Here is a 25,131-nt window from a genome sequence, read left to right on the forward strand (position 1 = left end):
GGCGCTGCCGGCCCTCGGTGAGGAGTGTCTGAGAAAGGGCGGGGGAGGGCCCCAAAAGGGACTAAAGGTCATTCGATGCGCTTATCCTCGAAATGTCGGTCATACCGGCCAGCACGGCATGCCCGACCGAGGTCGCTGCGAGCGACGAGGAGGCGAGATGGCCGCACCGAAGGACGAGCCCAGGCGGCCACGCTTCCGCCGCTCGCAGAGCGGGACCCACCGCAAGGCCCCGCAGGGCTCCCCCCGCCGCCGGCTGACCCGCAACCTCGTGATCGCCGCGTGCGCCCTGGTGCTGGTCGCGGCCGGGGCGGGTGGATACGCCTACCTGAAGCTGAACGGGAACATCCACAGCGTCGACATCGACGGCCAGCTGGGCCAGGCCCGGCCGCCGGCCGCCACCGACGGCTCGTTCAACCTGCTGGTGCTCGGTTCCGACTCGCGCGGCGGTGCCAACGGAGCGCTGGCCGGCGGCGCCGTCGAGGGGACGGCCCGTTCGGACACCGCGATGGTGGTGCACATCGACCAGGCCCACACCCACGCCGCGGTGGTGAGCATCCCCCGGGACACCCTGGTCGCCCGGCCGGCCTGCACGGCGCCGGACGGCAAGGCGGTGCCGGCCGCCCGCAGCGCGATGTTCAACTCGGCCTTCGAGGTCGGCGGCCCGGTCTGCGCCGTGAAGACCACCGAGCAGCTCACCGGGATGCGGATGGACCACTTCGTCCAGATCGACTTCGCCGGCTTCGCGGACCTGATAGACACCATCGGCGGGGTCACCGTGACCACCTCGGTGGCCATCACCGACCAGGACAGTGGGCTGAAGCTGCCGGCCGGCACCAGCCACCTGGACGGGGACCAGGCGCTCGCCTTCGTCCGGACCAGGCACGGGGTGGGGGACGGCAGCGACCTCGGCCGGATCGAGCTGCAGAAGCAGATGGTCAAGGCGATCATGAAGCAGGTGGACGGGGCGGGGCTTACCACCAATCCGGCCAAGCTCTGGGCCACCGCGGACAAGCTCACCCGCAGTGTCACCACCGACTCCGACCTGGGCTCGGTCAACTCCCTGGTCGGCCTGGTCGACACCCTGAAGGGGATCGGGCCGGACCAGATGACGATGGTCACCCTGCCGGTCGCCACCGCACCCGCCGACCCCAACCGGGTGGTGCCCAGGCACCCCGAGGCGGATCAGCTGTGGACGGCCCTGAAGGCCGACCGGCCCGTCCCGGAGTCCGTCACCGGCTCGCAGCCCGCCAACCCCGCGCAGAGCCCCACCACGCGCCCTACCACGCGCCCCACGGCCGCGGGCACGCCCACTCCCGCGGCCCCCACGCCCACCCCCGCGGCCCCCACGGCCACGGCCGGCACCCGTCGGGCCGGCGGCTAGCCCCGGAATAACCGGGAAATGTACCCGGTTTGGGAAGATGCGGTCAGTGCTGGCACACTGGTCCGTCGGTCCCGGTTCACGTGCAGCTCCAGGCTGCCGACCCGGTGCCCTCCCGAAACCTAGGAGAATCCCTTGAAGCCCAACGTTCACCCCGAGTACGTGCTCACCAAGGTGACCTGCACCTGCGGCGCCGAGTTCACGACCCGCTCGACCGAGACCAGTGGCGAGATCCGCGCCGAGGTCTGCTCGCAGTGCCACCCGTTCTACACGGGCAAGCAGAAGATCCTCGACACCGGTGGCCGCGTGGCCCGCTTCGAGGCCCGCTTCGGCAAGAAGCACAGCACCACCCAGGCCTAGCGCTTCTCGGCGCCGGTCTCCAGCGTCCCCGTCGTACGGTGGGGAGGCTGGGGCCGGCGCCGTTCGCGTCTCCTCGCGCACCTTTCTCGCCCCGCACCACCAGCTCCCACGGGAAGTAGGCCCACCCCATGTTCGAGGCAGTCGAAGAGCTCCTCACCGAGCACGCCGACCTCGAGACGCGGCTGGCCGATCCGTCGGTCCACGCCGACCAGGCCAACGCCCGCAAGCTCGCCAAGCGCTACGCCGAGCTCACCCCGATCACCGTCGCGTACCGCGCCTGGCGCGCCGCCGGCGAGGACATCGAGGCCGCCCGTGAGCTGGCCACCGAGGACCCGGACTTCATCGCCGAGGTGAAGTCCTCCGAGGCCCGCCGGGACGAGCTGACCGAGGAGCTGCGGCTGCTGCTGGTGCCGCGTGACCCCAACGACGACAAGGACGTCATCCTGGAGGTCAAGGCGGGCGAGGGCGGCGAGGAGTCCGCGCTGTTCGCCGGCGACCTGCTGCGGATGTACCTGCGCTTCGCCGAGCGGGTGGGCTGGAAGACCGAGCTGATCGATGCCAACGAGTCCGACCTCGGCGGCTACAAGGACGTCTCGGTCGCCGTGAAGACCCGTGGCACCACCGAGCCCGGCCAGGGCGTCTGGGCCCGGCTGAAGTACGAGGGCGGCGTGCACCGCGTGCAGCGGGTGCCGGCCACCGAGTCGCAGGGCCGGATCCACACCTCCGCGGCGGGCGTGCTGGTCACCCCCGAGGCCGAGGAGGTCGAGGTGGAGATCCACGCGAACGACCTGCGGATCGACGTCTACCGCTCGTCCGGCCCCGGCGGCCAGTCGGTGAACACCACCGACTCCGCGGTCCGGATCACCCACCTGCCGACCGGTATCGTGGCGTCCTGCCAGAACGAGAAGAGCCAGCTGCAGAACAAGGAGCAGGCGATGCGCATCCTGCGTTCGCGGCTGCTGGCCGCAGCGCAGGAGGCCGCCGAGCAGGAGGCCTCGGACGCGCGCCGCAGCCAGGTCCGCACGGTGGACCGCTCGGAGCGGATCCGGACCTACAACTACCCGGAGAACCGCCTCTCGGACCACCGGACCGGCTTCAAGTCCTACAACCTGGACCAGGTCCTGGACGGTGACCTGAACGCGGTCATCCAGTCCTGCGTGGACGCCGACGCGGCGGCCAAGCTGGCCGCCGCGCAGGAGAACTGAGCACCAGCCCAAGCCCACGAGTCAGGGGTGTGTACGGATGAACCTGCTGCTCGCCGAGGTGGCCCAGGCCACCCAGCGGTTGGCCGCGGCCGGCGTGCCGTCGCCGCGCTTCGACGCGGAGGAGCTGGCGGCGTACATCCACAACGTCAAGCGCAGCCAGCTGCACACCGTGCCGGACGGCGACTTCGACGCCCGCTACTGGGAGGCGGTGTCCCGCCGCGAGGCGCGTGAGCCGCTCCAGCACATCACCGGGCGGGCGTTCTTCCGCTACCTGGAGCTGGAGGTCGGCCCCGGGGTCTTCGTGCCGCGGCCGGAGACCGAGAGCGTGGTGGAGTGGGCCATAGACGCGGTGCGGGACATGGACGTCGCCGAACCGCTGGTGGTCGACCTGTGCAGCGGCTCGGGCGCGATCGCGCTGGCGCTGGCCCAGGAACTGCCGCGCTCCACCGTGCACGCCTTCGAGCTGGACGAGGGCGCCCTGGAGTACACCCGGCGCAACATCGCGGCCAGCCCGGACCGGGCCAGGATCACCCTGCACGCCGGTGACGCCACCCGCGCCTTCGAGGGCGACCGCGGCTGGGACGGCCGCTTCGACCTGGTGATCAGCAACCCGCCGTACATCCCGCTCACCGAGTGGGAGTACGTGGCGCCCGAGGCCCGCGACCACGACCCGCAGATGTCCCTGTTCTCCGGCGAGGACGGCCTGGACACCATCCGCGGCATCGAACGCGTCGCGGCCCGCCTGCTGCGCCCGGGCGGCGCGGTGGTGATCGAGCACGCCGACACCCAGGGCGGTCAGGTGCCGTGGATCTTCAAGGAGGAGAGCGGCTGGACCGACGCCGCCGACCACCGCGACCTGAACCACCGGCCCAGGTTCACGACAGCCCGCAGGGCGTCGTTGTGAACGGTCGGGTACTGCACGACAGCCCGCAGGGCGTCGTTGTGAACGATCGGGTACTGCACGACAGCCCGCAGGGCGTCGTTGTGAACGGTCGGGTACTGCACGACAGCCCGCAGGGCGTCGTTGTGAACGATCGGGCAGCGCAGCACCGCGCGCGGCGCGCCGCCGCGTACCGCAGCGCACATCTCAGCTTGAGCCATCTCGGAAGGGGACCGCACCGATGAGCCGCCGTTATGACTGCGCCGATGCAGGGGACCGCGCCACCGGTCTGCGTGAGGCCGCCTCGGCGATCCGCCGCGGCGAGCTCGTGGTGCTGCCGACCGACACCCTGTACGGGGTCGGGGCGGACGCCTTCTCGCCGGACGCGGTGGGCGCGCTGCTCGCCGCCAAGGGCCGTGGCCGGAACATGCCCTCGCCGGTGCTGGTCGGCTCGCCGACCACCCTGCACGGGCTGGTCACCGACTTCTCCGAGCAGGCCTGGGAGCTGGTGGACGCGTTCTGGCCGGGTGGTCTGACCCTGGTCGCCCGGCACCAGCCCTCGCTGCGCTGGGACCTGGGCGAGACCCGGGGCACCGTCGCCGTCCGGATGCCGCTGCACCCGGTCGCCATCGAGCTGCTGAACGCCACCGGCCCGCTCGCCGTCTCCAGCGCCAACCGGACCGGCGGCCCTTCGCCGGCCACCTGCGACGAGGCCGAGGCCCAGCTCGGCGACGCCATCTCGGTCTACCTCGACGGCGGCCAGGCCGACCACGCGACGGGCTCCACCATCGTCGACGTCACCGGGAAGGTGCCGGTGGTGCTGCGGGCGGGCGCGATCAGCGTCGAGCAGCTGAGGGAGGTCGTCCCGGACCTGGAGGCCGGCAGTTGACGGCCGCCGCCTCGCTGCACGGCGCCGACCCCGGCATACCCTCCGCACTGGCCGTGGTGCCGCGCCCGCTCGACTCGTTCCGGATCCTGTTCGTCTGCACCGGCAACATCTGCCGCTCGCCGATCGCCGAGCGGCTCACCCGGCTGGAACTGGTCACCCGGCTCGGCCCCGCCGCCGCCGGGCGGATCGTGGTGGAGAGCGCGGGCACCTGGGGTCATGAGGGCGCGCCCATGGAGGCGCACGCGGCCACCGTGCTCGACGAGTACGGCGCCGACAGCGCCGGCTTCGCCGGGCGCGAGCTGCTGGACGAGCACGTCATCGACGCCGACCTGGTGCTCACCGCGACCCTCGACCACCGGGCGCAGGTGATCTCGATGGGGCACTCGGCCGGGCTGCGGACCTTCACGCTCAAGGAGTTCACCCGGCTGGTCCGCCGGGTCGACCCGGGCACCCTGCCGTACCAGGGCGACGGCTCCCGGCTGACCGACCGGGCCCGGGCGCTGGTCCGCTCGGCGGCGGCGCTGCGCGGCTGGCTGCTGGCGGCCTCGCCGGAGTTCGACGAGGTGAACGACCCGTACGGGGCGCCGATCGGGATGTTCCGCAACTGCGGCGAGGAGATATTCGACGCCCTCGACCCGGTGGTGACGGCGCTGACCGGCGTGCCCGGCGCGCACTGAGCCCCGCGCTCCGGGGCGTCGCGCGGCCACTGCGAGGTCGCCGTGGGGCCGCTGAGGGGTCTCTGCGGGGCCACACCCGGTGTATGGGGAGGACTCCGGGAGGTGCTGTGGGCCATGTGTGTCTGTCGGGTGCTCAGGATGTGCTCCCGCCCTGACGGGTGTACCCGGCGCGCGCGGGCGGGCCCGGGCGGCGGCGCCGTCCTACCCTGGAAGCACCTCGCCCGCCGCTGCCCGGGAGCGCCGCCATGACCGTCACCGACACCGTGCACGGCTCCACCGAGACCCGCACCCACTGGGAGGCCGCCCAGGCCCTGCGGCAGGCCGATCCGCTGGTCGCCGACCTGCTGTCGGCCGAGAGCGAGCGCCGGGCCGACAGCCTCCAGCTGCTGGCCGGCGAGAACCTCACCAGCCCGGCCGTGCTGGCGGCGCTGGGCGGCCCGCTGATCGACAAGTACGCCGAGGGCTACCCCGGCCACCGGCACCACACCGGCTGCGCGCCGGCCGACACCGTCGAGCTGCTGGCGGTGGACCGGGCCCGCGCGCTGTTCGGTGCCCCGCACGCCAACGTGCAGCCGCGATCCGCCACTTCGGCGATGCTGGCGGCCTACGCCGCGCTGCTGCGGCCGGGCGACGCGGTGCTGGCGATGTCGCTGCAGCACGGCGGGCACCTGAGCGCCGGCTCCCGGGCCAACTTCTCCGGCCGGTGGTTCGACTTCGTCGGCTACGGGGTCCGCGAGCAGGACGGCACCGTCGATCTGGACCAGGTGCGCGAGCTGGCCCGGACGCACCGGCCGAAGGCCATCATCGCCGGGGGCATCTCGCACCCGCGGCACCTGGACTGGGCCGGCTTCCGGGAGGTCGCCGACGAGGTCGGCGCCTACCTGGTGGCCTCGGCCGCGCAGACCATCGGCCTGGTGGCGGCGGGCGCGGCGCCCTCCCCGGTGCCGTACGCGGACGTCACCGTGGCGGCCACCCACAAACTGCTCCGCGGACCGCGCGGCGGCCTGCTGCTGTGCACCTCGGAGCTGGCCGACCGGATCGACCGGGCGGTCTTCCCGTTCACCCAGGGCGGGGCGGCGATGAACGAGGTGGCCGGCAAGGCGGTCGCCCTGCTGGAGGCGGGCACGCCGGAGTTCGCCACCTACATCCAGCGCGCGGTGGACGGTGCGCGCGCCCTGGCACAGGCGCTGACCGAGGCCGGCGCCCGGCCGCTGACCGGCGGGACCGACACCCACCTGGTCACCGTCGACATCAGCGGCTTCGGGCTGTCCGGCGCGGAGGCGGAGCGGCGGTGCGCCGGGGCCGGCCTGATGCTCGGCAAGTGCGCCCTGCCGTTCGACCCGGCGCCCCCGTCCGAGGCCTCCGGCATCCGGCTGGGCACCGGCGCGGTGGCCGCGCAGGGGATGGGGCCGGCCGAGCTGGCCGAGGTCGGGGCACTGATCGGACGGGTGCTCGCGGACGGCCCGGACGCCCGGATCCGCGGCCGGGTCCAGGAGCTGGCGCGCGCCTTCGCGGGCCGCCGGTAGCGGCTCGGGGGATTCCGGTGCCGGCCAAGGCGAACCGCGATGCACGCCCGGCGCGTCCGACTCAATAAGGTGTGCACCGTGGCGACGCACCTCGAACCCCGATCCAGCACGCCCCGGCCGGGCGGCGGAGTACGCTCCGTACTCAATCGTCGAGCCGTGAACCAGGAGGCCAGTGGTGCGTGAGTATCTGCTGGTCCTGTTCGTGACGGCGGCCGTGACCTACCTGCTGACCAGTCCGGTGCGGAAGTTCGCCATCCTGGCGGGCGCCATGCCGCCGGTCCGGGCCCGGGACGTGCACCGCGAGCCGACTCCCCGGCTGGGGGGCATCGCGATGTTCGGCGGGCTGTGCGCGGGCCTGCTGGTGGCCGCGCAACTGACCCACCTGGGTCGCCTGTTCATCCAGAGCGAGGACACCAAGGCGCTGCTCTCCGGGGCCGGGATCATGTGGATCCTCGGCGTGCTGGACGACAAGTGGGGCGTGGACGCGCTGGTCAAGCTGGGCGGTCAGATGATCGCGGCCGGTGTGATGGTCTGGCAGGGCATCACGGTGATCTCCATCCCGGTGCCCGGGGTCGGCCCGGTCGCGGTGACCCCGACCCAGGGCATGATCATCTCGGTCACCCTGGTGGTGGTGATGGTCAACGCGGTGAACTTCATCGACGGCCTGGACGGCCTGGCCGCCGGCATGGTCTGCATCGCGGCCGGCGCGTTCTTCCTCTACTCCTACCGGCTCTGGTACGGCTACGGGATCAACGACGCCGCCCCCGCCGTGCTGTTCAGCGCGGTGCTGATCGGCATGTGCCTGGGCTTCCTGCCGCACAACCTGCACCCGGCGCGGATCTTCATGGGCGACTCCGGCTCGATGATGCTCGGCCTGATGCTCGCGGTCGCCGCGATCTCGATCACCGGCCGGGTCGACCCGGACCTGGTCACCGACCAGACCGGTTCGCAGACCGCCACCGTGCACGCCCTGGTGCCGACCTACATCCCGCTGCTGCTGCCGCTGACCGTGATCGCGCTGCCGCTGGCCGACCTGCTGCTGGCCGTGGTCCGCCGCACCTGGGCCGGCAAGTCGCCGTTCGCGGCGGACAAGCAGCACCTGCACCACCGCCTGCTGGAGGTCGGCCACTCGCACAGCCGGGCCGTCCTGATCATGTACTTCTGGGCCGCGCTGATCGCCTTCGGCACGGTCGCCTTCTCGGTCACCAACACCGGGCGCACCGTGGTCCTGGCGCTCGCCGGGCTCTGCCTGGTGGGCCTGGTGGTGCTGCTGATGCCGCGGTTCCGCCCGCACGCGCCCCGGGCCGTGCAGGCCTTCGTGCCGCCGCGCTACCGCAAGGAGCCCGAGGCGGCCGGAGCCGTGGCGGGGGCGGCGGCCGAGGCGCCGGAGCACCGGTCGGCGGTCGGGCCCGCGGCCCGGGCGGCGGCGGAGCTCTCCGCGGACGACCAGGAGCTGCTCGGCCGGCTGGGCACCGGGGCCACCGCGGTGGGCTCGCACGCCGAGCGGAACGGCTGACGTTCCGTCAAGTGGCCGCACCCGTACGGCGGCACGCTTGGGCCATCGGTGTGACAGGTACCACACGTTCATGGTAAAGCTCTAATCAAATAGTTTGTGATACCGTTCACGAGTACCGAGAACACGCCGAAAGACCTGACAGGTGGAGGACTTCCGTCCCCGGTCGGTCTCCCTCGACGGGTTCGGCCGCCGAGCGGCCGTCCCACGGCCGAGGTTCTCGGCGCGGTGTCACCGCCGCACCCCTGTGCCCGTCCCCCGTCACACCGACATGCCGCCGGAGCTGCCGACATGCCGTCCCACGACGCCCGGATCCTCCGTGGCGCCGCAATCCCCACTGCGGTCGCCGGAGTGCTCGCCATCGCGATCTCCACCGCGCTCGTGGGGGTCAAGGGCCTGCTCGGCGCACTGTTCGCGACGCTGCTGGTGATGGCCTTCTTCAGCTTCGGCCAGGTCGCTCTCGACCGGCTGACCAGGAACAATCCCCAGCTCCTGATGGCGGCCGCGCTCGCGGTCTACACCACGCAGATCCTGCTGGTCGGGATTGTTCTCGCGGTGTTCAAGAACACCTCACTCTTCGACACCAAAGTCTTCGGTTTCACGCTGCTCGGCTGCGCTCTGATCTGGACGGGCTTCCAGGTGCGCGGTGCCATGAAGGCGAAGTTGTACTACGTGCACACCGGTGAGTCCGAACGCAAGGACTCCAAGTCGGAGCGTCAACAGTGACGGCTGCCGGCTGTCCCTCGCGCGAGGGGGGCGGTGTTTATGCCCTCCTGACGGACTGCTATCGTCCGTCGCAACAACGGAGTACGGGATGCGGCCTGGTCCCTCCAAGCGGTGAAGGCATACCGCTCGGACGCATCGCCCCCCGATTCCGACAGGTCTTCGAAGATTCCGCGGCTGTGTACGAGGCCGCCTGGGGTCAGCGAGATTTCCATCAAGTTCCAGTGCCGCTCCGTGGCCGCAGGCCACGCCGACACACCGAGGTTGCCGTAACCATGCGTCATGACGAAGGAGTCTGTGGTGGGTGCTGACGTAAGGCAGCTTGCCTCTGAGGCCGGATGCCACCTGAACTCCGGCTGCGGCTTCCCCGCCCCTGGCCTGAACGAGTTCGACTTCAAGCCGATCTTCACCGTCGGCGGCATCGACTTCAACAAGCCGATGCTGCTGTCGATGATCTGCGCCCTGCTGGTGGTCGGCTTCTTCTGGGCGGCCTTCGCGAAGCCGAAGCTCCTCCCCGGCAAGCTGCAGCTGGTCGGCGAGATCGGCTACGACTTCGTCAAGCGCAGCATCGTGCTGGAGACGATCGGCAAGAAGGGCGAGAAGTACGTCCCGATGCTGGTCTCGATGTTCTTCTTCGTGTGGATCATGAACATCATGTCCATCATCCCGTTCGCCCAGTTCCCGGTGATGTCGAAGATCGCCTTCCCGGTCGGGCTCGCGGCGATCGTGTGGGTCACCTACATGACGCTGACCTTCAAGAAGCACGGCTTCGTCGGCGGTCTGAAGAACCTCTGCTGGCCGTCGGGCATCCCCGGCTGGGTCATGTTCATCCTGGTGCCGATCGAGTTCTTCTCGAACATCTTCGTGCGCCCGTTCACCCTCGCGGTCCGAGCCTTCGCGAACATGTTCGCCGGCCACCTGCTGATCGTGGTGTTCTCGGTCGCCTCCTGGTACCTGCTCAGCCCGAGCATCGGTGCGCTGTACGGCTCGGTCTCCTTCGTGGTCGCCGTCGCCCTCACCGCCTTCGAGCTGCTGGTCCAGTTCCTGCAGGCCTACATCTTCGTGATGCTGGCGAGCAGCTACATCGCCGGTGCCCTCGAAGAGGCGCACTGAGCCCCGCAGCCTCCCGGCTGCGCCCAGAACTCCCGGTGGCCAACACCCACCGGTACTCCATCCCGCAAAGGATTAGCAGAGATGTCCGCTCTCGCTGAGGTTTCCGGTTCCGTCGCTTCCATCGGCTACGGCCTCGCCGCGATCGGCCCCGGCATCGGTGTCGGTCTGATCTTCGGCAACGGTGTGCAGGCCATGGCCCGCCAGCCCGAGGCTGCCGGCCTGATCCGCTCCAACATGTTCATCGGCTTCGCGCTGACCGAGGCGCTCGCGCTGATCGGCATCGTCATGCCGTTCGTCTACGGCAAGTAAGTCCGGCGCACCGGTAGCCCTTTTCGACGAAAGGTTCTGATATGAACCCCGGTTTCGCCCTTGCGGCCGAGGAGCAGATGAACCCGCTCCTCCCCGCATGGCCCGAGGTCATCATCGGCCTGCTCTGCTTCTTCATCGTCTTCGGTCTTCTCGGCAAGAAGCTCCTCCCCAGCATCGAGAAGGTGCTGACGGAGCGCCGTGACGCCATCGAGGGCGGCATGGAGCGGGCCCAGGCCGCGCAGGCCGAGGCCCAGGCCCTGCTGGAGCAGTACCGCGCCGAGCTCGCCGAGGCGCGTCACGAGGCCGCCCGGATCACCGAGCACGCTCGCGAGCAGGGCGCGGCCCTGATCACCGAGATGCGCGCCGAGGGCCAGCGTCAGCGCGAGGCCATCGTCGCTGCCGGTCACGCCCAGATCGAGGCCGACAAGAAGCAGGCCACCGCCGCGCTGCGTCAGGACGTCGGTTCGCTGGCCTCCCAGCTGGCCTCCCGCATCGTCGGTGAGTCCCTGGAGGACAGCGCCCGCCAGAGCGGCGTCATCGACCGCTTCCTGGCCGACCTGGAGAGCAAGGCCGCTGCCTCGGCGGGCGCCAAGTGATCGGCGCCAGCCGTGAGGCCCTGGCCGCCGGCCGGGAGAACCTGCAGAGCCTGACCGACAACACTTCGGTGGACGCGGCCAAGCTCGCCGAGGAGCTCGCCGCCGTCACGGTCCTGCTGGACCGCGAGGTGTCGCTGCGCCGCGTGCTGACCGACCCCTCGCGGTCCGGTCAGGACAAGGCCCAGCTGGCCGGCTCGCTGCTCTCCGGGCAGGTCTCCGGCGAGGCCGTGGACCTGGTCTCCGGCCTGGTCCGCTCCCGCTGGTCGGGCGCCCGTGACCTGGTCGACTCGGTGGAGGAGCTCTCGGCGCTGGCCGAGATCATCGCCGCCGACCGGGCCGGCGTGCTCGACGACCTCGAGGACGAGCTGTTCCGGTTCGGCCGGGTCGTCAGCGGGTCGCACGAGCTGCGCTCGGCGCTCACCGAGCCGAAGGCCGGTACCGCCGCCAAGGCGGAGCTGATCAAGAAGCTGCTCGGCGGCCGGGCCAACCCGGGCACCGTCCGGCTGGTCACCGCCCTGGTCACCCACCCGCGTGGACGTAGCCTTGAGCAGGGTCTGGAGACCTACTCCAAGCTCGCCGCGGCCCGTCGCGGCCGGGTGGTGGCCCTGGTCACCACCGCGGTTCCGCTGTCGGACGCCCAGAAGGAGCGGCTCGCCGCTTCGCTGGCCGGGCTGTACGGCCGCCAGGTGCACCTGAACATCGACATCGACCCCCAGGTCCTTGGCGGTGTGCGGGTGCAGATCGGTGACGAGATCATCGACGGCACCGTGTCGAGCCGCCTCGAAGGCGCTCGCCAGGCCCTCGAAGGCTGATCACACCACGCACCATCCGACCCTCGGTCGGGCGTCGGTTCCACTCGGGGTGGGCCGGCAAAACGTACGGCCGGTTCACCTGACCCGGCCGAGAGTCGAGTACTTGCGGCCCTCAATGGCGGGCCGAGGATCGCAAACTAGGAGAGCAGGGAAGCCTGATGGCGGAGCTTACGATCCGTCCGGAGGAGATCCGGGACGCGCTGGCCGACTTTGTCCAGTCGTACCAGCCGGACGCCGCCTCGCGTGAAGAGGTCGGTACGGTCACCGAGGCCATGGACGGTATTGCCAAGGTCGAGGGCCTTCCCTCGGTCATGGCCAACGAGCTGCTGAAGTTCGAGGACGGCACCCTCGGCCTCGCGCTGAACCTCGACACCCGCGAGATCGGTGTCGTCATCCTCGGTGAGTTCTCGGGCATCGAGGAGGGTCAGACGGTGCACCGCACCGGCGAGGTCCTCTCCGTGCCGGTCGGCGAGGGCTACCTCGGCCGCGTCGTGGACCCGCTGGGCAACCCGATCGACGGTCTGGGCGACATCGCCTCCAGCGGCCGCCGCGCCCTGGAGCTGCAGGCGCCGGGCGTCATGGTCCGCAAGTCGGTGCACGAGCCGATGCAGACCGGCATCAAGGCCATCGACGCGATGACCCCGATCGGCCGCGGCCAGCGTCAGCTGATCATCGGCGACCGCCAGACCGGCAAGACCGCGGTGGCGATCGACACGATCATCAACCAGCGCGACAACTGGCGCTCGGGCGACCCGAAGAAGCAGGTCCGCTGCATCTACGTCGCCATCGGCCAGAAGGGCTCCACCATCGCGTCCGTGCGCGGCGCCCTGGAGGACGCCGGCGCGCTGGAGTACACCACCATCGTGGCTGCTCCCGCCTCCGACCCGGCCGGCTTCAAGTACCTCGCCCCGTACACCGGCTCGGCCATCGGCCAGGAGTGGATGTACGACGGCAAGCACGTCCTCATCATCTTCGACGACCTGTCGAAGCAGGCCGAGGCGTACCGCTCCGTGTCGCTGCTGCTCCGCCGTCCGCCGGGCCGCGAGGCCTACCCGGGCGACGTCTTCTACCTGCACTCCCGCCTGCTGGAGCGCTGCGCGAAGCTCTCCGACGAGCTGGGCGCGGGTTCGATGACCGGTCTGCCGATCATCGAGACCAAGGCGAACGACGTCTCGGCGTACATCCCGACCAACGTCATCTCCATCACCGACGGCCAGTGCTTCCTGGAGTCCGACCTGTTCAACGCCGGCATCCGCCCGGCCGTGAACGTCGGTATCTCGGTCTCCCGCGTCGGTGGCTCGGCCCAGATCAAGGCCATGAAGTCGGTCGCCGGCCGCCTGCGCCTGGACCTGGCCCAGTACCGCGAGCTGGAGGCGTTCGCCGCCTTCGGTTCCGACCTGGACCCGGCCTCCAAGGCCCAGCTGGAGCGCGGTGCGCGCATGGTCGAGCTGCTCAAGCAGGGCCAGTACCAGCCGTTCCCGGTCGAGGAGCAGGTCGTCTCCATCTGGGCCGGCACCACCGGCAAGCTGGACGACGTCCCGGTCGCGGACATCCGCCGCTTCGAGCGCGAGTTCCTGGACCACCTGCGGATCGAGAAGAAGGACCTGCTGGCCGGCATCGTCGAGACCTCGAAGCTCGAGGACGGCACCATCGACGCGCTGACCGAGGCGATCAACGCCTTCAAGCAGGGCTTCACCACGGCCGACGGCAAGCTCCTGTCCGAGCAGGCCTGAGTCCGGTAACGAGGGAAAGGACGTAACGACCCATGGGAGCACAGCTTCGGGTCTACAAGCGCCGGATCCGCTCTGTCACCGCGACGAAGAAGATCACCAAGGCGATGGAGATGATCTCCGCGTCGCGCATCGTCAAGGCGCAGCGCGCGGTGGCCGCCTCCACTCCGTACGCCGATGAGCTCACCAGGGCGGTGACGGCGGTGGCCACCCGGTCCAACGCCAAGCACCCGCTCACCACCGAGAACCCCCAGGCCAAGACGGCCGCTGTCCTGCTGATCACGGCGGACCGCGGCCTGGCCGGCGGTTACTCGACCAACGCCATCAAGCAGGCGATCGCGCTCTCCGCGCGGCTGCGTGCCGAGGGCAAGGACGTGGTGACCTACATCGTCGGCCGCAAGGGCGTCTCGTACTACAACTTCCGTAACCTTGAGGTCGGCGGTTCGTGGACGGGATTCTCCGACAAGCCGACCTACGGCGACGCGAAGGCCGTGGCGGTCGACCTGATCGAGGCCTTCACGGCCGAGACGGGCGGCGTGGACGAGCTTCACCTGGTCTCCACCAAGTTCGAGTCGATGCTGACCCAGACCCCGGTGGACGCCCGGCTGCTGCCGCTGAAGCTGGACGAGGTCACGCTCAGCGACGACAAGCCGGCCAAGGCGGAGATCTTCCCGCTGTACGACTTCGAGCCGTCGGCGGAGGGCGTCCTGGACGCACTGCTGCCGCGGTACGTCGAGAGCCGGATCTACAACGCGCTGCTGCAGTCGGCCGCCTCGGAGCACGCCGCTCGTCGGCGCGCGATGAAGAGCGCGACCGACAATGCGGGAGAGCTCATCAAGTCGCTCACGCGGCTTGCCAACTCGGCCCGTCAGGCCGAGATCACCCAGGAAATCAGCGAGATCGTCGGCGGTGCCAACGCGCTCGCCGACGCTAGCCGCGGGAGCGAATGAGAATGACCACCACAGTTGAGCCGACCACGGCGACGGGCCGCGTCGCGCGGGTCATCGGCCCGGTCGTCGACGTGGAGTTCCCCGTCGACGCGATTCCGGACATGTTCAACGCCCTGCACGTCGAGGTGGACAACCCCGACGGCTCGGGCAAGAAGATCCTCACCCTCGAGGTCGCCCAGCACCTCGGCGACGGCCTGGTCCGCGGCATCTCGATGCAGCCGACCGACGGCCTGGTCCGTGGCGCGCAGGTCTCCGACACCGGTTCGGCGATCTCCGTCCCGGTCGGCCAGATCACCAAGGGCAAGGTCTTCAACGCCCTCGGTGAGGTGCTGAACGTCGACAAGGACGAGTTCGAGTCCCAGGTCGAGGTCCGCTGGCCGATCCACCGCAAGGCTCCCGAGTTCAAGGACCTCGAGTCCAAGACCGAGATGTTCGAGACCGGCATCAAGGTCATCGACCTGCTCACCCCGTACGTCACGGGTGGCAAGATCGGTCTGTTCGGTGGTGCCGGTGTCGGCAAGACCGTTCTGATCCAGGAGATGATCTACCGCGTCGCCGAGAACTTCGGTGGTGTGTCGGTGTTCGCCGGTGTCGGCGAGCGCACCCGTGAGGGCAACGACCTCATCCACGAGATGGTCGACTCGGGCGTTCTGGACAAGACCGCGCTGGTCTTCGGCCAGATGGACGAGCCGCCGGGCACCCGTCTGCGGGTCGCGCTCTCCGCGCTGACCATGGCGGAGTACTTCCGTGACGTGGAGCAGCAGGACGTTCTGCTCTTCATCGACAACATCTTCCGGTTCACCCAGGCCGGTTCCGAGGTGTCGACCCTGCTCGGCCGGATGCCCTCCGCGGTGGGTTACCAGCCGAACCTGGCCGACGAGATGGGCCTCCTCCAGGAGCGCATCACCTCGACCCGCGGTCACTCGATCACCTCGATGCAGGCGATCTACGTCCCCGCGGACGACCTGACCGACCCGGCGCCGGCCACCACCTTCGCCCACCTCGACGCGACGACGGTGCTCTCCCGTCCGATCTCCGAGAAGGGCATCTACCCGGCCGTCGACCCGCTGGACTCCACGTCCCGCATCCTGGACCCGCGCTACATCGCGCAGGACCACTACGAGACGGCCATCCGCGTCAAGGGCATCCTGCAGAAGTACAAGGACCTCCAGGACATCATCGCGATCCTCGGTATCGACGAGCTGTCCGAGGACGACAAGATCACGGTTCACCGTGCCCGTCGTATCGAGCGCTTCCTGTCGCAGAACACCTACGTCGCGAAGCAGTTCACCGGCGTGGACGGCTCGACCGTGCCGCTGTCGGAGACCATCGAGGCCTTCAACTCGATCGCGGACGGCAAGTACGACTCCGTCCCGGAGCAGGCCTTCTTCATGTGCGGTGGCATCGAGGACCTCGAGAAGAACGCCGCCGACCTGGCGAAGAAGTAACCAGCTGTAACCGGCCGGCATGACGGCCGACCGAACGTGAGGGGTGGTCCCCGGGCTCCCGGGGGCCACCCCTCACGGCACAGGACGGCTGTGATCCCGGTCATCTCCGGGCCCTTGGTTTCATGCCGGGGGCGCGGGCCCGTTATTCTTACCGAAACTGCCGAGTAATCGGGCTGTTCCGATTCCCCGGCAAGAGCCTAGGAGCCCACGTTGGCTGAGCTGCACGTCGAGCTGGTCGCAGCCGACCGCAAGGTGTGGTCCGGTGCGGCCACCATCGTTGTCGCCCGTACGGCCTCCGGTGACACCGGCATCATGCCCGGTCACACTCCGGTGCTGAGCGTGCTGGAGACCGGTCCGGTCACCATCCGCACCACCGACAGCGGCACCGTCGTCGCCGCTGTGCACGGTGGCTTCATCTCCTTCGCCGACAACAAGCTCTCCATCCTCGCCGAGGTGGCCGAGCTGGCGGACGAGATCGACGTCGCGCGGGCGCAGCGCGCGCTGGACAGCGCCCAGAGCGAGCTCGACGAGCACGCCGAGCGCCGGGCCGAGGTCCGCCTGATCGCGGCCCGCGGTCTCAAGGCCGCCTGAGCGCACGTCAGACCGACGGTCCCGGGGACGCGAATGCGTGACCCCGGGACTGTCGTATCAGTTGGTAGGACAGTGCGGTCGTTGATACGACCGCAACGGGGACGCAGGTAGCGAGGAGGTCGGTGAGCATGGTCCTCGCCCTTGTGGTGTGCGCGACGGTGGTGGCCCTCGGAGTGGCCGGCCTGGTCGCCTTCGCGGTACGCCGCCGAGTGATCCAGCGGGTCGGCGGTACGTTCGACTGCAGCTTCCGGCTCAAAATGCCCGCCGACGCCTCGACGCAGCCCGATCTCGACGAGAACGGCCAGCCCACCTCCGCCCCGGTCCCGGTGACCGACGGCAAGGGGTGGGTTTTCGGTATCGGCCGCTACAGCGGCGACTCCATCGAGTGGTTCCGGGTCTTCTCGTACGCGCCCCGCCCGCGGCGGGTGCTGCCCCGGACCCAGATCGAGGTGCTCGGCCGGCGCTACCCGGAGGGCCAGGAGGAGCTCGCCCTGCTCTCCGGCTCGGTCGTCCTGCGCTGCCTGCACAACGGCGCCCCGCTGGAACTCGCCATGAGCGACGACGCCCTCACCGGCTTCCTCGCCTGGCTGGAGGCGGCCCCTCCGGGGCAGCGGGTCAACGTCGCGTAGGGCGGTCCTCCGTAGCGGTGGCCTCCGCGGATTCCCTTTCCGTACGACCCGTCGGCGTCCTACCGTCGGAGCGTTGGTTGTGCCACGGCACTCGGCCCGCTCACACCGTACGGAGGAGGTGCGCTCTCGATGACCGCTATGGCGCACGAGCCCGATCTCGACTCCGGCCTTGTTCCGGACCTGGACGAGGTGCTCCGGCAGGCGTGGAGGTCTCTCGAACTCCCCGAGGGCTATCGGGCGGAGATCGTAGAGGGGTTCATCGAGGTCTCACCTACCGGACGACGCGGTCACGCCCGGATCGCCAGTCGGGCGGGAGCCGAGGCCCGCGAGCGGGAGGTGGTCCGCAGCGCAGGGCCTACGCCCGAGCCGGTATCCCGGTCTACGTCCTGGTGGACGACCATGACGGCCCCGGGCATGTGACGGTGCTGACCGCGCCCGATCCGCGGAAGGCCACCTACGAGGCCGAGGTCCGGATGCCGTACGGCACGGACGTCATCATCCCCGAGGGCCCGGCCAAGGGGTTTGTGATCGGCGTCGCAATCACGGGTGGGCCGCGCGGCGCCTGACTAGGCTGGCGGCCATGGTGAATCTGACGCGGATCTACACCCGCACCGGTGACGACGGCACGACCGCACTCGGCGACATGAGCCGCACCACCAAGACCGACCCCCGGCTGATCGCGTACGCGGACACCAACGAGGCCAACGCCGCCCTGGGTGTGGCGCTGGCGGTCGGCGCGCTGCCCGAGGACGTGGTGGCGGTGCTGACGCGGATTCAGAACGACCTGTTCGACGTCGGCGCGGACCTGGCCACCCCGGTGGTGGAGGACCCGAAGTACCCGCCACTGCGGGTCCTGCAGAGCTACGTGGACCGGCTGGAGTCGGACTGCGACCTGTACCTGGAGCAGCTGGAGAAGCTGCGGAGCTTCATCCTCCCGGGGGGTACGCCCGGCGCCGCGTACCTGCACCTGGCCTGCACCGTGGTCCGCCGGGCCGAGCGCGCCACCTGGGCGGCGATCGACCTGCACGGCGAGAGCGTCAATCCGCTCACCGCCAAGTACCTGAACCGGCTCTCCGACCTGCTGTTCATCCTGGCCCGGGTGGCCAACAAGGCACAGGGCGACGTGCTGTGGGTGCCGGGGGAGAACCGCTAGCCCCGCTTCTCCCGCTCGGGAGCACCCGGAAGCCGACCTCGCCGACGATGATGATCGGGACCACGGCTCCAGCCTCGCCCGGCCCGGCCGCCCGGGGCACCGTCGGTCCGGCCGGAGCCGGGTGCGACCTTCGATGTACGGCGGCTCGTCCGGCCGGCCGGTGCCGGGCGCCGGCCGGCGGTGATGGGATGGGGGCGTGAGACTCACCCCACGCCAGGAGGACCTGGCGATCGCGGCCGCCGGCCTGCTCGGCGGCCTGCTGCTGATCGCCGCCGGCGCGTACGACCGCAACGAGCACATCGCGCCCTGGGTGGCGGCCCTGCCGCTGCTGGCGATGGCGGCGCTGGAGCCGCTGCGGCGGACCCGCACGATCTGGACGGTCTCCATCGGCGGGCTGCTGCTCGGCGCCAACATCTTCGCCGGCTCGGTGCTCGCCACCGTGGTGATGTACACCGACCTGCTGTACGCGGCCACCCTGTACGGGCCGCCCCGGATGTCCCGGGTGCTGCACCTGACCGGCACCGCGACCACGGTGGTGCTCAGCGGCCTCACCCTGCTCTACGGGCGGGTGTCGGACGCCCTGGTGGTGGTCGGCCTGTGCGGGGTGGTGTTCATCGCCCCGGTGTGGACCGGCGACCTGCTCCGGCGCCAGCGTGAGCAGACCGAGAGCGCCCGGCTGCGGGCCGAGCAGACCGCCCTGCTGGCCGAGCTGGACCGCCGCGGCGCGGTCGCCGCCGAGCGCGCCCGGATGGCCCGCGAGCTGCACGACGTGATCGCCAACCACCTGTCCGCGATCGCCATCCACGCGACCGGCGCGCAGGCGCTGGCCCGGCGGCAGGCCAGGGCCGAGGACGAGCCGCTGGTGGCGGCGCTGGCCGTGATCCGGCACAACAGCGTCCAGGGCCTGGCCGAGATGCGCCGGATGATCGGCCTGCTGCGCGAGGAGCACCCCGAGGAGTCGTACGCCGCGCCCCGGCTGGACGCGGTGGACACCCTGCTGGAGCAGGCCAGGGCGGTCGGCCGGGAGGCCGGGCTGGCGTTCGAGGCCCAGGAGAGCGGCGAGCGCGGTGAGCTCTCCGCGCCGGTGGAGCTGGCGGCCTACCGGATCGTCCAGGAATCCCTGACCAATGCGCTCAAGCACGCGGCCGCCGGTACCGTCCGGCTGCGGATCGGCTACCGTCCCGCGGAGCTGGAGATCGTCGCCCGGAGTCCGTACCGGCCGGTGGCGGGCCGGGCGCCGGTGGGCGCGGGGGCCGGACTGGTGGGCATGGGGGAGCGGGCCCAGCTGCTCGGCGGCCACTTCGAGGCGGGGCCGGTGGACGGGCAGTGGCAGGTCCGCGCGGTGCTGCCGCGCGAGAGCGGGCGGGCCGGGCGCGGGCCGGCCGGGAGCGAGCGGACGGGGGAGGAGCGGGCATGACCGTGCGGGTGCTGGTGGCGGAGGACCAGGCGGCCGTCCGGGCCGCGCTGGTGATGATCCTGCGGGCGGAGCCCGGGATCGAGGTGGTCGGCGAGGCGGCCGACGGTGAGCAGGCCGTCCGGCTGGCTGCCGAGCTGCGTCCGGACGTGGTGCTGATGGACGTCCAGATGCCCCGGCTGGACGGGGTCGCGGCGACCCGCCAAGTGGTCGCCGCGGGGTCGGCACAGGTACTCGTGCTGACCACCTTCGACCTGGACGACTACGTCTACGGCGCGCTGCGCGCGGGTGCGGCCGGCTTCCTGCTGAAGGACGTCGAGGCCGCCGACCTGGTGGACGGGATCCGGGCGGTGGCCCGCGGCGACGGGATGCTGGCGCCCTCCGTGACCAGGCGCCTGATCAGCACCTTCGCCCGGCCGAGCCGGCCGGACCAGCCGGACGGCCGGGCCGGGCTGGCCGAGCTCACGCCCCGCGAGCGGGAGGTGCTCGGCTGCGTCGGGGCGGGCCTGTCCAACGGCGAGATCGCCGCCCGGCTGGCGATGGCGGAGGCCACCACCAAGACCCACGTCAGCCGGATCCTGGCCAAGCTCGGGCTGCGCAGCCGGGTGCAGGCCGCGATCCTGGCGCAGGAGCTGGGCGTGCGCGCACCCGACTGACCGTCAACTGCGGTCCAGCGCGGACCGGGCGCGGTCCGCGTCGCCCGCCCAGACCATCAGCCGGGGCCCGGCGGTGGTGTCCACCAGGGTGTGCCGCACTCCGGCGGCGGTCAGCAGCCCGCCGAGCCGGGCCGCCTCGGCCGGGTCGGTCGGCGCGGCGACGGTCACCAGCAGCCCGTACTCGTCCGGGTTGCCGGAGTGCGGGGGGCGGGCCACCAGCGAGCTGCCCCGGCGGTACGTCCAGCGCAGCAGCAGAATCAGGACGGCGACCACCCCCAGACTGAGCAGCAGCGCCACCAGCGGGTGCACAGCGGTCAACGCGGCTACCTCTCCTCGGTCCGGCACAGATCACACTCCTCAATCTCACCACGGAGCCCGCCGGGGCGTTAGAGTCCGGCGCGTGAGCGGCGCGGCTCGGAGGGGAGACCCCTGTCCTGAGTCGCCTTCAGGCACCGCCCCGGACCAGCTGGCGCAGCGGAATCGAACCCGGTGCCCCGGTGGGCCCGACGGGCGAACATCGTCACTCGGGAGACCCAGCCATGAGCAACGCAGCCACCCAGCAGATCGCCGTTATCGGTGCCGGCCTGATGGGCGCAGGCATCGCCCAGGTCTCGGCCCAGGCCGGCCACCCGGTGGTGCTGCGCGACGTGACCGACGAGGCGCTGCAGCGCGGCCTGGCCGGCATCCGCGCCTCGTACGAGAAGTTCGTCGCCAAGGGGAAGCTGACGGCCGAGCAGGCCGAGGCGGCGCTGGGCCGGATCACCACCACCACCGACCTGGGCGCGGTCGCGGAGGCGGACATCGTGGTGGAGGCGGTGTTCGAGCAGCTGGAGGTCAAGGAGGCGGTCTTCCGCGAGCTCGACAAGCTGGCCAAGGACGGCGCGGTGCTGGCCTCCAACACCTCCGCCATCCCGATCACCCGGATCGCCGCCGCCACCTCGCGCCCGGAGAGCGTGGTCGGCGTGCACTTCTTCTCGCCGGTGCCGCTGATGCGGCTGGTGGAGCTGGTGCGCGGCTACAAGACCAGCGACGAGACGCTCGCCACCGTCCGGGCCTACGCCGAGGGCGTGGGCAAGGAGGTCGTGGTGGTCAACCGGGACGTGGCGGGCTTCGTCACCACCCGCCTGATCACCGCGCTGGTGGTGGAGGCCGCGAAGCTGTACGAGTCGGGCGTCGCCACCGCGGAGGACATCGACACCGCCTGCCGGCTCGGCTTCGGCCACCCGATGGGTCCGCTGCAGACCGCCGACCTGACCGGTGTCGACATCCTGCTGCACGCCGCGCACAACATCTACGCCGAGACCCAGGACGAGAAGTTCGCCGCCCCGGAGATCATGGCCCGGATGGTCACCGCGGGCGACCTCGGCCGCAAGAGCGGCCGCGGCTTCTACGGCTACGAGAGCAAGTAACACTCGTCCGGGTGGTGGCGGCCGGGCGTCCGGCCCACCACCCGGGTGAGTTTGCTCACGCCCGCGCCGCAGACGGGTGATTTGGGCGGGAATCGAGCGTGAGTGTGGCGACTTCCTGCGTATATTCCCTCGGACGGGTGAAGTTGACCGCCACCCTGCCGGGTGGGAGCAACCTGCGGAGTTGGTTCACCGTCAGATGAGGGGGAGACCGGCGCGGCCCCCGGAGCGCGGGCGCCCGGTGCCCGCGCCCGTGGCGGAGCCCCTGCGGACCCGTATCGCACAGCGCATCAGCACGGCGGAGGAGGAGAGCGTGCGTATCACCGGCGACCACCGCGGCCTGGCCATCGAAGGCCGGCTCGACGTGCGCAGCGCCGCCGACGCGCGGGCCCGCCTGCACTCCGCCGTCGACGGCGGGCACGGCGACCTGGTGCTGGACCTGGGCCGGCTGGAGTTCTGGGACGCCACCGGCCTCGGCGTCATCATGGGCACCCACCGCCGGGCCGGCCGGCTCGGCCGCCGCCTGGTGCTGCGGGACGTGCCCGCCCAGCTCCAGCGGCTGCTGGTGGCCACCCGCCTGCACCGCATCCTGGCGGTCGAGGGCGCCGTCCCCGACGCCTACGGCACCACGCTCCCGGCCATCGGCGTCACCGCCCAGCCGCTGGTCGCCCCGACCCGTTAGCGCTGCCGGGCCCGGCTCGCCGGCTCCGACCCGCGGGGCCGCCCGGACTGCGGCCGGGCGCGCCAACTCCCGGCCGGTGCGCGAGGATCGAGGGCCGGTACCGGCGCGGGCCCGGATCGGTCGTGTCCGACTCTTCGGCCGTCGCCCGCAAACCGGGGCCGGGTCTGTGCTCTGCGACACGGGTGTGGGAAAGTCTGCGCTCAGAAGTCACGGCCGCCCGGGTCCGGTCCGCGGCCGGTCGTCAGCGCCCGGGGTCTTCGCGGCGGGCGGTCGAACATGGGCGGAGCATGGACGTGGGACAGCCAACCGGCGATTTCGGGCAGGACGGGCTGCGCCCCCGTACCGGTGAGGTGTTCCCCGGTGACCTGATGCTGGCCGTGGGCGGTGCCGACGGCTCCGAGGCGACCGCCTGCCCGGACGGCTGGCGACCCGAGCCGCGCCGCGGCCGGCAGCCCTCGCAGAGCGGCCCGGCGCTCGGCCCGGACCTGGCGGTCGGCCCGCTGGCCCTCGGCACCGGCCCCGCCGACCTGCCGCTGCTCGACCGTGAGGCCGACATCGCCCAGCTGCTCGGCCTGCTGGCCGAGGGCCGCTCGGTCCGGCTGGTCGGCCAGGCCGGCTCGGGCCGCAGCGCCCTGCTGGCCGCGGTCGCCGCGGCCGCCGACGGGCTGGCCCCCGACGGCGTGGTCCGGCTCAACGGCCACCACCGGAACGCCGCGGACCTCCTGCAGGACCTGTTCGCGGCCACCCACCACGCCCCCGGCGTGCGGCCGGACCGCCAGGAGCTGGCGGAGCGGCTCGGCGCGGTGGGCGCCATCGTGGTGATCGACGACGTCGAGGTGGGCGAGGCCGACCTGGAGCCGCTGCTCGCGATGGCCCCCGACTGCGCCTTCCTGATCTCGGTGCCGCCGGACAGCCCGCCGGCCCAGCCCGGCTCCCGGCTGCGCGACCACCTGGTGGCCGGGCTGTCCCGGGGGGCCTGCCTCAACCTGGTGGTCCGGCTGGCGGGCCGTCAGCTGGACGAGGCCGAGCGGGCCTGGGCGGTCGACCTCTGGTTCGAGTCGGAGGGCCTGCCGCTGCGCTTCGTCCAGGCGGCCGCGCTGCTGCGCCAGCGGGACGTCGCGGTGGATGCCCTGGTGGCGGCGCAGGAGGACCGGCACAGCGTCTTCGGCCTGGTCGAGGAGGTCGAGGGACCGGCCGACCCGGCCGAGCTGGAGGCGGAGTTGCGCCGCTCGGTGCCGCTGCCGACGGTCGCGGAGAGCGCGGCTCCCGCGCTGCGGCTGGCCGAGGGCCTGGGCGAGTCCGCGCGCGAGGTGCTGCGCCTCGCGCTGGCACTGGGCGGCGAGTGCCCCACCGCCTCGCACCTGCCGGCGCTGATCGACGTCGGGCTGGGCGAGAGCGCCCTGCAGGAACTGGTGGACGCCGGGCTGGCGGTGTCGATCGGCGGCCACCACCGGCTGGCGGCCGGCGTGCTGGAGGGCCTGAGCGGGCACTGGGAGATCGGCGAGATCGGGTTCGGCGGGGCCGAGCACTTCTCCTGGTGGGTCGGGCACGGCTCGGTGGACACCGAGCAGATCGCCGCCGAGGCGGAGGTGGTCCTCGGCGCGATGCTCGCCGACCGGGCGGCCGGGCGGCCGGAGGCCGTGCTCCAGCTGGCCCGGGCGGCCGCCCCGGCGCTGGCCCTGTCACTGCGCTGGGGAGCCTGGGAACGGGCTCTGCAGCTCGGCCTGGAGGCCGCCCGGCGGCTGGGGGCGACGGGGGAGGAGGCCTGGTTCCACCAGGAGCTCGGCGCGCTCGCCCTGTGCCAGGGCAGCTCGCAGAAGGCTTCGGCCGAGCTGGACGCGGCGGTCGCGCTGCGGGCCGCGCTCGGCGAGCCGCGCGGCGGTGCGGCGGCGCGGCGGATGGTCGAGCTGCTGCGGGCCAACCTGGACGCGCCGGCCGAGGAGGAGGACGAGGCCGCCCCGGGCGGTCGGCGGCCGGTGATCCGGGCGATCGCGCAGGCGCCGTTCCGGTTCAAGGCGGCGCCGCGGACCGGGCAGGACACCCGGCGGGCCGTGCTGGCGGCCTCCGCGGCGGTGCTGGCGCTCGGGGTGCTCGGCACCGCGATCGGGCTGAGCCTGACCGCGGGGACCGGCTCGGACGGCGGTGGCCGCAGCAGGCCGGGCAGTTCGGTCGACGACTACGTGCTGCCGAGCGGCCTCAACCTGGTGCCCAGCGGCAGCGCCTCGGCCGAGCAGAGTCCGGACGCCTCGGCGGCCTCGGAGAGCGCGACCGAGGAGCCCGCCGGCCCCTCGCCGTCGGCGAGCACCTCGCGCGGTACGAAGAAGCCCACGCCGAGCCGTTCGGCGAGCACCACCTCGGCGCCCGCCACGCCGACCTCGGGCGGCGGCCAGCCGACACCGCCGGTGTCGACGCCCACGGCCACGGTGACGACGACCGCACCGACCACGTCACCGAGCCCGAGCGCCTCGACCAGCCCGCCCCCGTAGGAGCG

General features: G+C 71.7%; 26 protein-coding genes. 25 read left to right on the top strand and 1 reads right to left on the bottom strand.

Going from position 1 to position 25,131, the window contains the following annotated elements; genetic code table 11:
• Positions 1–157: 157 nt before the first annotated feature.
• The 22 genes from AB0K43_RS12115 to AB0K43_RS12220 all read left to right on the top strand — a co-directional run bounded on the left by AB0K43_RS12115 (position 158) and on the right by AB0K43_RS12220 (position 20,552).
• Entirely contained in the window at positions 158–1,381 is a 1,224-nt protein-coding gene (locus AB0K43_RS12115) for an LCP family protein (RefSeq protein ID WP_363638584.1), read from the top strand.
• Between the two features lie 132 nt (positions 1,382–1,513).
• Positions 1,514–1,738, top strand: a complete 225-nt coding sequence (gene rpmE, locus AB0K43_RS12120; protein WP_363638586.1) for a 50S ribosomal protein L31 — start codon at positions 1,514–1,516, stop codon at positions 1,736–1,738.
• Positions 1,739–1,866: 128 nt separating this feature from the next.
• On the top strand, positions 1,867–2,943 hold the full coding sequence (gene prfA / locus AB0K43_RS12125; RefSeq protein WP_363638588.1) for a peptide chain release factor 1: 1,077 nt from the start codon (positions 1,867–1,869) through the stop codon (positions 2,941–2,943).
• A 37-nt stretch (positions 2,944–2,980) separates the two neighbouring features.
• Positions 2,981–3,847, top strand: a complete 867-nt coding sequence (prmC, locus tag AB0K43_RS12130; RefSeq protein ID WP_363638590.1) for a peptide chain release factor N(5)-glutamine methyltransferase — start codon at positions 2,981–2,983, stop codon at positions 3,845–3,847.
• A gap of 217 nt (positions 3,848–4,064) precedes the next feature.
• A complete protein-coding gene (locus AB0K43_RS12135; RefSeq protein ID WP_363638592.1) occupies positions 4,065–4,712 on the top strand; it encodes an L-threonylcarbamoyladenylate synthase in 648 nt (215 codons plus the stop codon).
• Positions 4,713–4,747: 35 nt separating this feature from the next.
• On the top strand, positions 4,748–5,389 hold the full coding sequence (locus AB0K43_RS12140) for a protein-tyrosine-phosphatase (RefSeq protein WP_363638789.1): 642 nt from the start codon (positions 4,748–4,750) through the stop codon (positions 5,387–5,389).
• Between the two features lie 245 nt (positions 5,390–5,634).
• The gene (gene glyA / locus AB0K43_RS12145) at positions 5,635–6,915 is read left to right on the top strand and encodes a serine hydroxymethyltransferase (RefSeq protein ID WP_363638594.1); all 1,281 of its coding nucleotides are present in this window, start codon (positions 5,635–5,637) and stop codon (positions 6,913–6,915) included.
• A 175-nt stretch (positions 6,916–7,090) separates the two neighbouring features.
• Complete coding sequence (locus AB0K43_RS12150; RefSeq protein WP_363638596.1) at positions 7,091–8,431, top strand: MraY family glycosyltransferase; 1,341 nt, start codon at positions 7,091–7,093, stop codon at positions 8,429–8,431.
• A gap of 288 nt (positions 8,432–8,719) precedes the next feature.
• Positions 8,720–9,154: a hypothetical protein gene (locus tag AB0K43_RS12155; protein WP_363638598.1), complete on the top strand. Its 435-nt coding sequence runs from the start codon at positions 8,720–8,722 to the stop codon at positions 9,152–9,154.
• Between the two features lie 279 nt (positions 9,155–9,433).
• Complete coding sequence (gene atpB, locus AB0K43_RS12160) at positions 9,434–10,264, top strand: F0F1 ATP synthase subunit A (protein WP_363638600.1); 831 nt, start codon at positions 9,434–9,436, stop codon at positions 10,262–10,264.
• A gap of 81 nt (positions 10,265–10,345) precedes the next feature.
• A complete protein-coding gene (gene atpE, locus AB0K43_RS12165) occupies positions 10,346–10,573 on the top strand; it encodes an ATP synthase F0 subunit C (protein ID WP_030909515.1) in 228 nt (75 codons plus the stop codon).
• Between the two features lie 41 nt (positions 10,574–10,614).
• Positions 10,615–11,169, top strand: coding sequence for a F0F1 ATP synthase subunit B (locus AB0K43_RS12170; protein ID WP_363638602.1), 555 nt, complete (start codon positions 10,615–10,617; stop codon positions 11,167–11,169).
• The gene (locus tag AB0K43_RS12175) at positions 11,166–11,981 is read left to right on the top strand and encodes a F0F1 ATP synthase subunit delta (RefSeq protein ID WP_363638604.1); all 816 of its coding nucleotides are present in this window, start codon (positions 11,166–11,168) and stop codon (positions 11,979–11,981) included. Before AB0K43_RS12170 ends, AB0K43_RS12175 begins: the two co-directional genes overlap by 4 nt.
• Positions 11,982–12,139: 158 nt before the next feature.
• The gene (atpA, locus tag AB0K43_RS12180) at positions 12,140–13,714 is read left to right on the top strand and encodes a F0F1 ATP synthase subunit alpha (RefSeq protein WP_363638606.1); all 1,575 of its coding nucleotides are present in this window, start codon (positions 12,140–12,142) and stop codon (positions 13,712–13,714) included.
• A gap of 32 nt (positions 13,715–13,746) precedes the next feature.
• Positions 13,747–14,661: a F0F1 ATP synthase subunit gamma gene (locus tag AB0K43_RS12185; protein ID WP_033824076.1), complete on the top strand. Its 915-nt coding sequence runs from the start codon at positions 13,747–13,749 to the stop codon at positions 14,659–14,661.
• A 2-nt stretch (positions 14,662–14,663) separates the two neighbouring features.
• Positions 14,664–16,109 (top strand): F0F1 ATP synthase subunit beta, encoded by a 1,446-nt coding sequence (gene atpD / locus AB0K43_RS12190; protein WP_363638608.1) that lies wholly within the window; start codon positions 14,664–14,666, stop codon positions 16,107–16,109.
• Positions 16,110–16,319: 210 nt separating this feature from the next.
• Positions 16,320–16,700, top strand: coding sequence for a F0F1 ATP synthase subunit epsilon (locus tag AB0K43_RS12195; RefSeq protein ID WP_363638610.1), 381 nt, complete (start codon positions 16,320–16,322; stop codon positions 16,698–16,700).
• A 128-nt stretch (positions 16,701–16,828) separates the two neighbouring features.
• Positions 16,829–17,329 carry a DUF2550 domain-containing protein gene (locus AB0K43_RS12200; RefSeq protein ID WP_350637995.1) on the top strand — a complete coding sequence of 167 codons (501 nt, stop codon included), beginning with the start codon at positions 16,829–16,831 and terminating at the stop codon, positions 17,327–17,329.
• Positions 17,330–17,718: 389 nt separating this feature from the next.
• On the top strand, positions 17,719–17,895 hold the full coding sequence (locus tag AB0K43_RS12205; protein WP_363638612.1) for a hypothetical protein: 177 nt from the start codon (positions 17,719–17,721) through the stop codon (positions 17,893–17,895).
• A gap of 14 nt (positions 17,896–17,909) precedes the next feature.
• Positions 17,910–18,482, top strand: coding sequence for a cob(I)yrinic acid a,c-diamide adenosyltransferase (locus AB0K43_RS12210; RefSeq protein WP_363638614.1), 573 nt, complete (start codon positions 17,910–17,912; stop codon positions 18,480–18,482).
• A gap of 196 nt (positions 18,483–18,678) precedes the next feature.
• Positions 18,679–19,899 carry a histidine kinase gene (locus AB0K43_RS12215; protein ID WP_363638616.1) on the top strand — a complete coding sequence of 407 codons (1,221 nt, stop codon included), beginning with the start codon at positions 18,679–18,681 and terminating at the stop codon, positions 19,897–19,899.
• On the top strand, positions 19,896–20,552 hold the full coding sequence (locus tag AB0K43_RS12220) for a response regulator transcription factor (RefSeq protein ID WP_363638618.1): 657 nt from the start codon (positions 19,896–19,898) through the stop codon (positions 20,550–20,552). The genes AB0K43_RS12215 and AB0K43_RS12220 overlap by 4 nt, the downstream gene beginning before the upstream one ends.
• 3 nt (positions 20,553–20,555) lie before the next feature.
• Here the strand turns inward: AB0K43_RS12220 and AB0K43_RS12225 are convergent, their stop codons facing one another.
• A complete protein-coding gene (locus AB0K43_RS12225) occupies positions 20,556–20,870 on the bottom strand; it encodes a hypothetical protein (protein ID WP_350638001.1) in 315 nt (104 codons plus the stop codon).
• A 221-nt stretch (positions 20,871–21,091) separates the two neighbouring features.
• On the opposite strand from AB0K43_RS12225, the gene AB0K43_RS12230 reads away from it, so the two are divergent.
• The 3 genes from AB0K43_RS12230 to AB0K43_RS12240 all read left to right on the top strand — a co-directional run bounded on the left by AB0K43_RS12230 (position 21,092) and on the right by AB0K43_RS12240 (position 25,126).
• Entirely contained in the window at positions 21,092–21,961 is an 870-nt protein-coding gene (locus AB0K43_RS12230) for a 3-hydroxyacyl-CoA dehydrogenase family protein (protein ID WP_363638620.1), read from the top strand.
• Positions 21,962–22,271: 310 nt separating this feature from the next.
• Entirely contained in the window at positions 22,272–22,640 is a 369-nt protein-coding gene (locus AB0K43_RS12235) for an STAS domain-containing protein (protein WP_363638622.1), read from the top strand.
• A gap of 293 nt (positions 22,641–22,933) precedes the next feature.
• Entirely contained in the window at positions 22,934–25,126 is a 2,193-nt protein-coding gene (locus AB0K43_RS12240) for an ATP-binding protein (RefSeq protein WP_363638624.1), read from the top strand.
• Positions 25,127–25,131 lie beyond the last annotated feature (5 nt).

Origin of the sequence: Kitasatospora sp. NPDC049258 (genome assembly GCF_040678895.1) — a bacterium.
In the GTDB taxonomy this organism is placed as follows: domain Bacteria; phylum Actinomycetota; class Actinomycetes; order Streptomycetales; family Streptomycetaceae; genus Kitasatospora.